3 protein-coding genes are annotated in these 9,544 nt (G+C 69.0%); 1 reads left to right on the top strand and 2 read right to left on the bottom strand.

The window, feature by feature from the left end; translation table 11 throughout:
* Positions 1-652: 652 nt before the first annotated feature.
* Together ACFV88_RS33785 and ACFV88_RS33780 are read right to left on the bottom strand one after the other, a co-directional pair.
* Positions 653-1,837, bottom strand: a complete 1,185-nt coding sequence (locus ACFV88_RS33785) for a protein-L-isoaspartate O-methyltransferase (protein WP_385495966.1) — start codon at positions 1,835-1,837, stop codon at positions 653-655.
* Positions 1,838-1,894: 57 nt separating this feature from the next.
* Entirely contained in the window at positions 1,895-2,770 is an 876-nt protein-coding gene (locus ACFV88_RS33780; protein WP_385495965.1) for a radical SAM protein, read from the bottom strand.
* Positions 2,771-3,401: 631 nt separating this feature from the next.
* Between ACFV88_RS33780 and ACFV88_RS33775 the strand changes: the two genes are divergently transcribed.
* On the top strand, positions 3,402-9,422 hold the full coding sequence (locus ACFV88_RS33775; RefSeq protein ID WP_385495964.1) for a DNRLRE domain-containing protein: 6,021 nt from the start codon (positions 3,402-3,404) through the stop codon (positions 9,420-9,422).
* The last annotated feature ends 122 nt before the right edge of the window (positions 9,423-9,544 follow it).

Genomic DNA, 9,544 nt, shown 5'->3' with positions numbered 1-9,544 from the left:
CGATCTGAGACAGCCGCCGACCGACACGTCGTGAGACTGAAGAGGAACGTCCAGCTCACAGCGTCGGCGCCTGACACCGAGAGTGAGAACCTACACCCAGACCATCCGCGAACATGTCGTTGCCGCAGCACGGGTGTGCGGGGCCGATCCCGATCGCGATTGGAGGGTGATCCCTCTCTTCGTCACTCCAGGCATCAACCCGGCGGCCTTCACAGCCGACCCAGGTGTCCCCTTCACCTCCCTCACCCACTTCCCCCTCCTCTTGGCCCAGGTCACCGACCCCGTCCTTGGCTGGAACCAGCCCACCGGCCCATGACCCGTGTGACCGCCCCAAGTCCGTCGAGCGGGCCCTCCTCGCTTCCGCGCGGGCAGCGGCAGGTGGAGGCCGTGCCCGGTGGCGGCCAAGTGAGCGATGGTGAGGCCGATGGCCTCGGTTCCCCCGCGGGTGACGACGACATCGGCAGCATCGAGCGTCATGCCGAGGTGGGTGGAGAGCAGTTCGGCTAGTCATCCCGCTCGCGAAGGGCATTCCGCCAACCCGCTCGCGCCGTTGCCGACGACGGCGGAAGCCCGGACAACTCCATGCCGACAAAGACTTACGACTACGTTCACCTGCGGCGATAGCACGGTCCGCCGGCTTGTCGGGTGAAGGTCAGTGTGCGCTGATGGTTGCCGTCCAGCCGGCGCGGGCGAGGTGGCACGTGCCGTCGGGGTCGATGCGCACCGCTGCTTCTGCGACCGGCAGGTCACCGTCTACGACGAGCCAGGTGCGGATCTTCTCCAGCAGATCCCACAACCGGCGGGGGCCGCTCTGGTGGACGGTCGGCAGGTCCCAGAGTCCGGATGCTTCGGCACGGGCCCAGGAGCCGTCCGGGTGCAGCATGTAGGCGGTGCGGGCGCCATCCCGGCTCTCGTCCATGCGGTGCTCGACGCCGGGGAAGCTGAGCTCGAAGGTGGAGCGCACATCCCAGGTGCTGTTCACCCGCATCACCGGGTAGCGGCCCGTGGTGACACTGTCGCCGGCGGCCTTCTGCGCTGTCTCCCACAGGGCCGTGTTGTCAGGTCCGGGAGGGTAGTCGTTGCCGTGACGGGTGCTCATGAACCCGGCGGCCCCCGGGGCAACCCTGCCGGTGGCGCCCCCGTCAGCGGACTTGTCCGCTGTGATGACGAGCCCCGTCCTGGCCAGCGTGGTCACCAGTCGGCCGCCGGGGGCGAGCGCCGTGAGCCAGGAGGCGGGGATCGCCTCTACGGCGACGGTCGACACGATTCGGTCGAAGTGTCCCGGCAGCTCGCCCTCCACATCGCAGACCTCCAACCGTGGCCGATGCCCGATGATGTCCAGCCGTTCACGGGCCACCTGGACGAGATACGGGTCCACGTCAACGCTGGTGACGCGATCGGCTCCCAGGCGCTGGCAGGCGAGCGCGGTGCCGTATCCGCTGCCGCAGGTCACCAAGATGCGGGAGGTGTCGGTGACGAACGCGTGCCGGTACATCTCCACGACCAGCTGGGGCAGCGTCGACGACGAGGTGGGACGCATCTCGGGGAGCACGGCCCCGACAGTGGCGTGGTCGGCGTGGTTCGGCCCGACCCGGGTGGTCAGGGTGCTGTGCTTGTCGTAGGCGCTGCTCATCCATGCCTCGGGTGCGCTGGGCCCGTCGTGCAGTTCGTAGGCCCAGCGTCCGTCCCGTTCGCTCCGTGTCCACGTCCACCACCGGGGCACGAACAGGTGCCGGGGCGTGGTGGCGAGAGGGCGGTGCCAGCGGGACTCGTGCCGTACGGTCGCATCGGCCATCCGGGCGGCATGATGTTTCCAGTCCGGTGACGTCCGGTGCATGGATCAGGCTCTCTTTCAAGGAAGGGGCGGTGTGGCCGGGTCTTGTGGTGGCGGAGCTCAGCCCATGGGGCCGCAGGGTTTGGCCTTGGCCGGGGCGCACGAGTCGGAAGCAGACGGTTCGCAGTCGGGCGCACAGGGGTCCGTGCTGGTGCGGCGCGGGACGCTCGCGGCCATCGCGGCCCACCGGGCGGAGCCGAGGACCGACGCCAGGCTTGTGCCACCAGCGACGCTTCCGGCCGTCAGATGCCGGCCCATCTCGCACACGGCCACCTGCCCGTCGGGGAGGATCGCCGCCCTCTGGTTGCCGCACCTCCCGCACAGGGCCGACGTGTCCGGCAGCCGGGCACCGGCTGCGTTGCCGAAGGGCCGGACCCGATCGACGTGGACCTCGTGGACGCCCAGGTTCTTCATCTCGGCACGGGCCGATTCGACGCGCTGGCCTCCGCTCAACTCGACGATCCCGACCTTGACCCTGATCCCGCGGCGGAGGGCCTCCACGATGTTCCCCCGCGTCGCGGCGTGGGATCCGGCCCTGCCGGTGACCCGGTCGTGCTCGGTCGCGTCGTCGCTGTAGTACGAGCAGGCGAGGTCCACCCGCGGGTGCTCGTAGAGGCTCCAGTGGGCGGCGCGCACCCGCAGCAGATTGGTGTAGACGCGGACACGCAAGCCGACTTCCAGCGCGTGCTCGACGAGCCCGGTGAAGTCCGGCCGCAGGCTGGGCTCGCCCCCGATCACCTGCACGGTCGTCGCGCCGAGCCCCGCGGCCTCGGTGATGACCCGGCGCCAGTCGCCCGTACGCATGGCGCCGTGGCCGCGCGTCGGGCCGGCCTGGGCGTAGCAATGGCTCGGGCAGGACATCTGGCAGCGGCTGGTGATCTCGATCGCGAGAAAGCTCAGGGGAGCGGTGAGCGGGGCCTCCGGAGCGATTGCCATAGGCCAGAGGGTAGACACCTGAGCGGGCAATCCAACCTGTTGTCATCGAAGTTGGCCCGATGGTGACGTATCCGGCCAAGCGCTGCGGCCGGGACACCGTGCGTCCTCGCCCCGGGCCATCCACGAAGCCGGGCTCCCCGGTGCGGCACACCCCCGCAGGGCACGGGAGCGCCGGAACCTGACCGGTATGACAACGATCGAGACCGGCGTGCGGGGCGTGGCCCACCCGCGCCGTTCGGGCGTCATCGCGATGCCCTTTCCGGCCACTGCCTGCGGGTTTACATGATCACGATTAGGTACCGGCCTGTTTTCTCATGTGATGCACATGCCATGTATGTGGTGATGGTGGATTCGCCGAATGCGCTCCTCGCGAGCTCGGCGTGACATTAGAACAGGAGGTCGAGTGAGACGCACAACCCGGAGGCGGGATGTCATCCCCCCTTCCAAGAGCGCGCCATCGGCGCCCGGGGCCGCCCTCAGGCGCATATCCGTCGGTGTAGCCGCGGTGTTGGTGGCTCAGACGGCGTTGGTGTCGGTGGGCTCGGATGATGCCTCCGCTACAGTGCCCGCTGCCGCGCCGGCTGCGGAGCCGAGGCCTGCCGCCAGCACCGCCGACACGGTGGCATCGGCGATGGTCCTGGCGAGACTGCAGAGCCGCGCCATCGAGGCCCTGTCCGAGCGCACGGCGAACTCGACGACCTGGGCGCTGCCTTCGGGAGAGCTGCGGACGACGGCGTATGCCGGTCCGGTTCGGCAGAAGGTCGAAGGTGCCTGGAAGTCCATTGATACGGCGCTGGCGGACACTGGCCCGTCGCTGGAGCCCAAGGTCGCCGCTGCGGACATCACCGTGTCCGACGGCGGCGACGCGGAGTTGGCGTCGGTGGCGAAGGGCGGAAAGTCCTTCGCCATGGGCTGGGGCAGCACCCTGCCCGCGCCCGAGGTCGCGGGTGACACCGCCGCCTACGCCCTCGGCGGAGGTGAGACGCTGACCGTGACGGCCCTGCCCCAGGGATTCTCCCAGAACGTGGTTCTGGACCGGGCTCCGGGCAGCACACCGTCCTACCGGATTCCGGTGAAGCTCAAGGGGCTGAAGCTCTCCGAAGCGGCCTCGGGTCGGCTCCTGCTGAAGGACTCCGAGGGCACACTGGTAGCGGAGGCCCCGGCCCCCATGATGTGGGATTCCTCCAAGGACCCGATGTCCGGTGAGTCCCGGCACCAGGCTCGGGTCAGCACCCGCATCGAGACCGCTTCCGACGGCACGCAGGCACTGGTGCTGACCCCGGACGCCGAGTACTTCGCCCGGAACCTCACCTACCCCGTCACCGTCGACCCGACATCGACACTGGCCGCCACGACCGATACCTGGGTGGCGACCAACTATCCGGACTCACAGGTGTCGTCCACCGAGCTGAAGTCGGGCACCTACGACGGGGGCACGACCAAGGCCCGCGCCTACCTGAAGTTCGACGTGTCAGCTCTCAAGGGCAAGCGCATCACCGACACCAACCTGGCCCTCTACTCGTACTACTCGTCGACGTGTGCCACCACCGGCGCGGGGACGCAGGTACGGCAGGTGACATCGGCCTGGTCCTCGTCGGACATCACCTGGAGCGCGCAGCCGACCACCACCGCCACCGGCGCGGTGACCAGTACGGCCGCGAAGGGGTACAACGCTTCCTGCCCCGCGGGCACGGTGAACTTCGACATCGATGAGATCGTCCGTTCGTGGGCGGGCGGTGCCGCGAACCACGGTGTCCGGGTCGCCGGGGTTTCGGAGACGGACAGCCTGACCTGGCGCCGCTGGCGCTCCGCCAACTTCGTTTCAGGCAACGGCTCCACCGAGCCGCAGCTGACCGTCACCTACAACTCGTACCCTTCGGTGCCCACCGGCGCGACCGTGACCCCGAGCGTCGTCAACGCGTATGACAGCAGGCGCTACGTCACCTCGTTGACGCCGACGCTCGCGTCGAAGGTGAGCGATCCGGACGGATCCGCAACCAAGGCGCAGTTCGAGATCGCACCCGACCCGGCCTTCGCGGACACCACGTACACGTACACGGGCACCAGCGCGGCGGTCTCTTCCGGAGCGACCGTCACCCACGCGGTACCGCCGACGGCTGCCCTCCCCGCGGACAAGCACCTCCGGTTCCGGGCCCGGGCCCACGACGGCTCCGACTACGGCCCGTGGACAGGATGGAGCACCTTCGTCCTGAACACGGGGAAGCCCGCCGCGCCCGCTGTCACCTGTGCCACGTACGAGCGCAACGGCTGGACCGCGAAAGCCACGGCCCCGGTCTCCTGCACCCTGAACACGGCCTCTGCCGACGGCGCGGGCTACTGGTGGGGCCTGGACAACACCAGCGTCCCCAACAAGAAGCTGGACACCGCAAACGGCACAGGCGGCGACCAGCAGAGCATCAGCATTGACCCGGCGCCCGGCTGGCACACGCTCTACGCCAGGACCGTTGACACCGCGGGCAACGTCTCCGCAGCCACCGCCTACTCCTTCGGCGTAGGCGAGGACGGTGCCGCGGTGCTGTCACCTCAGCACGGGGACAACACCGCCCGCCGACTGACGCTCACCGCCAAGGGCCTTCCCTCGTACACCGGCGCCACATGGCAGTACCGGAGAGGCGAGCAGGACTCCTGGCGCCCCGTCCCGGCCGCGGATGTGACCGCGGAAGGCACGACGGTCTCGTCGTGGCCTGTGCAGGTCACCGCGGGCACGGCCGCCAAGCTGGTGTGGAACGTAGTCTCCACCCTGGTCGAGGACGGAGTGATCGAACTGCGGGCCGTGTTCACGGACGGCACCAGCACCGGCAACTCCCAGTCCGTGAAGTTCACACTGGACCGAGACGCGGGCACCGCACCCGCCGCCCAGATCGGTCTGGGCTCGGTCAATCAGCTGACCGGCGACCACACCATGTCGGCCACGGACGCCTCGGCCTTCGACGCCTCCGTGTCACGTACCTACTCGTCCCGGGCCAATCCCGGGGACAACGAGGGCCAGGCCGACATCTACGGCCCCGGATGGACATCCTCGGTGACCGCCGGTTCCAACACCTACACCCAGATCCGCAGGACTTCGGGCACCTCGGTGGAGTTGCTCTCCGGCGACGGCTCCGCGATCGCTTTCACCGCCACCGCGACCGGGTGGCAGCCGCAGGCCGGATCCGAAGGCCTCACCCTGACCGGCACGATGACCGGCGACAGGTTCACCCTCACCGACGACGGGACCAACGTCACCGTCTTCGCGAAGGCCGCCGGCCCAGCCACCACATGGACCCTCGCGACCACCGCGTCGGGCGTCGACGACTCCACGATGACCGTGGCCGCCGAGCCGGTCACCGTCGACGGCCGGACCCTCGCCCGACCCAAGTACGTGATCGCTCCCACCAGCGCGGTCACCGCGTCCGTCTGCCAGACCACGGTGTCGGCCCGCGGCTGCAGGGCCCTCGAGTTCCTCTACGCGCAGACCACGACAGCGGCAGGCGAGGCGCTGGGCGACTACCGCGACCGTGTCACCTCCGTCAAACTGTGGGCCACCGATCCGGGGGCGCAGAACGCGACCGCACAGACCATCGCCTCGTACGCGTACGACGCGTCCGGTCGGCTCCGCCAGGTCTGGGACCCGAGGATCAGCCCCGCGCTGAAGACCGCGTACGCCTACGCGGCCGACGGGCGGCTCAGCACGGTGACGGAACCCGGAGAGCTCCCCTGGACGTTCACCTACGGCAAGGCCGGATCCGCGCTGACCGCCGGCGAGGGCATGCTGCTGAAGGTGTCCCGACCCGCACTGGCGAAGGGCACCGCGAACACGGTCTCCGGCACGGCGGCCACGACCGTGGTGTACGACGTTCCGCTGTCCGGAGCGAGAGCCCCACACCAGATGGACAGCTCCACAGTGGCGGGCTGGGGGCAGCAGGACGCTCCCACCGACGCCACCGCGGTCCTTCCGGCGGACGCCGTCCCGGCCTCCAGCACCGGGAACGACCTGACGCCCAACGCGTACGCCCGGGCGGTGATCACCTACATCAACGCCAACGCTGAGGAAGTAAACGTCGCGTCACCCGGTGGCGGAATCACGACGGCCGACTACGACACCCACGGCAACATCGTGCGGGAACTGGACGCCGCGGGGCGGGAACTGGCCCTGGGCCAAGGCCCGGGCGCCGCTGCCCGGCTGGCCGCGCTGGGCCTGAGCGACCACACCACCGCCGAACGCGCCCACCTGCTGTCGAGCCGGAACGTGTACTCAGCGGACGGCTGGCGGCAGACGGACGAGTACGGCCCACTGCACGAGGTCACCCTCGGCGAGGAGCTGACAGGCCAGACCAACGGCGCGGCCCTGCCGGCCGGCTCGGTGGTCCGTGGCCAGGCGCACACCTCCTACACCTACGACGAGAACCGGCCCGCCGACGCGAAGGTCGCGGACCTGGTCACCTCCACCCGTACCGGAGCCGCCATCGAGGGCTATCCGACGGACGGTGACGTCCGCGTCGCCACCAACACCTACGACTGGTCAACGGGCCTGCGCACGAGCACCACGGAACGCGCGGGCGCTACGGCCATCACCCAGCGCACCACGCATGACACGGCGGGCCGCGTCATCCGCACCCAACTGCCCGCCTCAGCAGGCGCAGACGCGGGCACCCGGATCCACAACTACTACACCCACGACGGAACCGGCGTCTGTGGCGGGCGCCCCGAATGGGCCGGCTGGCTTTGCCGGACCTCCCCGGCCGGTGCCGTCACCGGCGGCGCCGCAGGCAACCCCACCGACCTGGTCACCACCACCTACACCTACAACCGCTGGGGACAGGCAGTCGGCAAAGCAGAGACCGCGAGCGGCGTCACCCGCACCCAGAACACCACCGTGGACGAAGCCGGCCGCACCGTACGGACCGAGGTCACGGGCGGCATCGGAGAACCCATCGCGCCCGTGACCCTGACCTACGACCCGCAGACCGGCCGGCCCACGGGCCAGAGCGCCGACGGCCGAACCGTCGCACAGCACTACGACACCCTCGGGCGGCTGATCTCCTACAGCGACGGCACGGGCAACACCGCCACCACCGAGTACGACATACTCGGCCGGCCAGTGAACCTGACCGACTCCGTACCGTCCACAACGACCTACACGTACGACTCCGCGGGCAACGCCGTCTCGCTCACGGACTCGGTCGCCGGAACCTTCACCGCCGAGTACGACGCCAACGGAGCGCTCACCCGCCAGGCCCTGCCCGGCGGCTACAACCTCCACCTCACCACCGACACTGCGGGACGGACCACTGACAGGGTCTACACCGCGGCCAACGGGACCCCGCTTCTCTCCGACAGCGCCTCCCACACGGTCCACGGAGACCAATACGGTCACACGCAGAGCGACGGAGCCACCACGGCGACGACCTACACCTACGACCGTGCGGGGCGACTCACCAACGCCTCCGACACCACCGCCGCAGGCTGCACCAGCCGCGCCTACACCTTCGACGTCAACAGCAACCGCACCGCACTGACCACCAGCGCGGACGACTGCGACCCCACCACACCCGACACCGTCACCAACACCGCCGCGTACAGCTACGACAGCGCGGACCGGCTCACGACACACACCTACGACGCCTTCGGCCGCACCACCAACAACGCGGACGCGCAACTCGGCTATCACGTCAACGACATGGTCGCCACCGAGACCGTCGGCGACCGCCGCAACTCCTGGACCCTCGACGCGGTAGGCCGCTTCGCGACCCAGGCAGCCCAGACCAAGACCGACCAGGTCTGGCGCACCGACAGCACCACGACCAACCACTACAGCTGCGCCTGCGACAGCCCCAGCTGGACCCGATCCGGCGCCACCGTGACCCGGAACGTCTCCGACCTCAGCGAAGGCATGGCAGCACGGACTTCCGCGAACGGGCAGGTCGTGCTGCAGCTCACCAACCTCCACAACGACATCGCCGTGGAACTCCCGCTGGACCCCGCCCTCGCACCGGTCGTCCGACACTACGACGAGTACGGCAGACCACTGGGATCTCAGGGCAGTTCCGACTATGGCTGGCTCGGCCGGTACCAGCGGTCCGCAGGAACCCTCAGCGGACTCACCCTCATGGGCGCGCGACTGTACGACCGCGGCAACGGTCGCTTCCTGTCGGTGGACCGCGAGTACGGCGGCAGTTGCAACGCCTACGACTACGCCTGCGGCGATCCCGTGGGCGGACTGGACCTGTCGGGAACCAGGTTCAAGTACCGCGACCAGAGGCAATGCACCCGCTACACCTGCATCGGCATCCGCCGCACCTGCGACGAGAGGAACCGCTGCTCGGTCGCGACGCATCTCACCTTCCGCAAGGAATGGCGTGACGCCTACATCCACGTGGGTCTCACCTGGACCCTCTATGTGGACGGGTACTACGTCAAGAAGGACCGGTACGACCACGGCGAGTTCGGTACCTACAAGTTCCACGGCTACTGGTTCAGCAACAACGAGGAGAAGGGCCGTGGCTGGTTCAAGTGCAGCATCTGGAAGTGCCGGCTCGATCCCGGCGATACAGTCCTCATAACCTGGGAGGGAAAGGCGACTCTGTACCGGACGGCGTACGCCATCAGCGCCGGGCAGACGTTCTCCGGGGGCGGCAGATACCACTCGTGATCCACTGATCGTCGTCACTGTCGGGGGGGCCCCGCACGGCCCCGGCCGCGCCCACCCGATCAGACTAACCCTAACTGTCTTAGAAAAAAACCCAAACAAAACATAAAACCCAAAAAAAACAC

It is taken from the genome of Streptomyces sp. NPDC059816, from assembly GCF_042732055.1.
In the GTDB taxonomy this organism is placed as follows: domain Bacteria; phylum Actinomycetota; class Actinomycetes; order Streptomycetales; family Streptomycetaceae; genus Streptomyces.
Note: the sequence above shows the minus strand (reverse complement) of the source record. Positions and strands in the feature narration are given on the sequence as shown.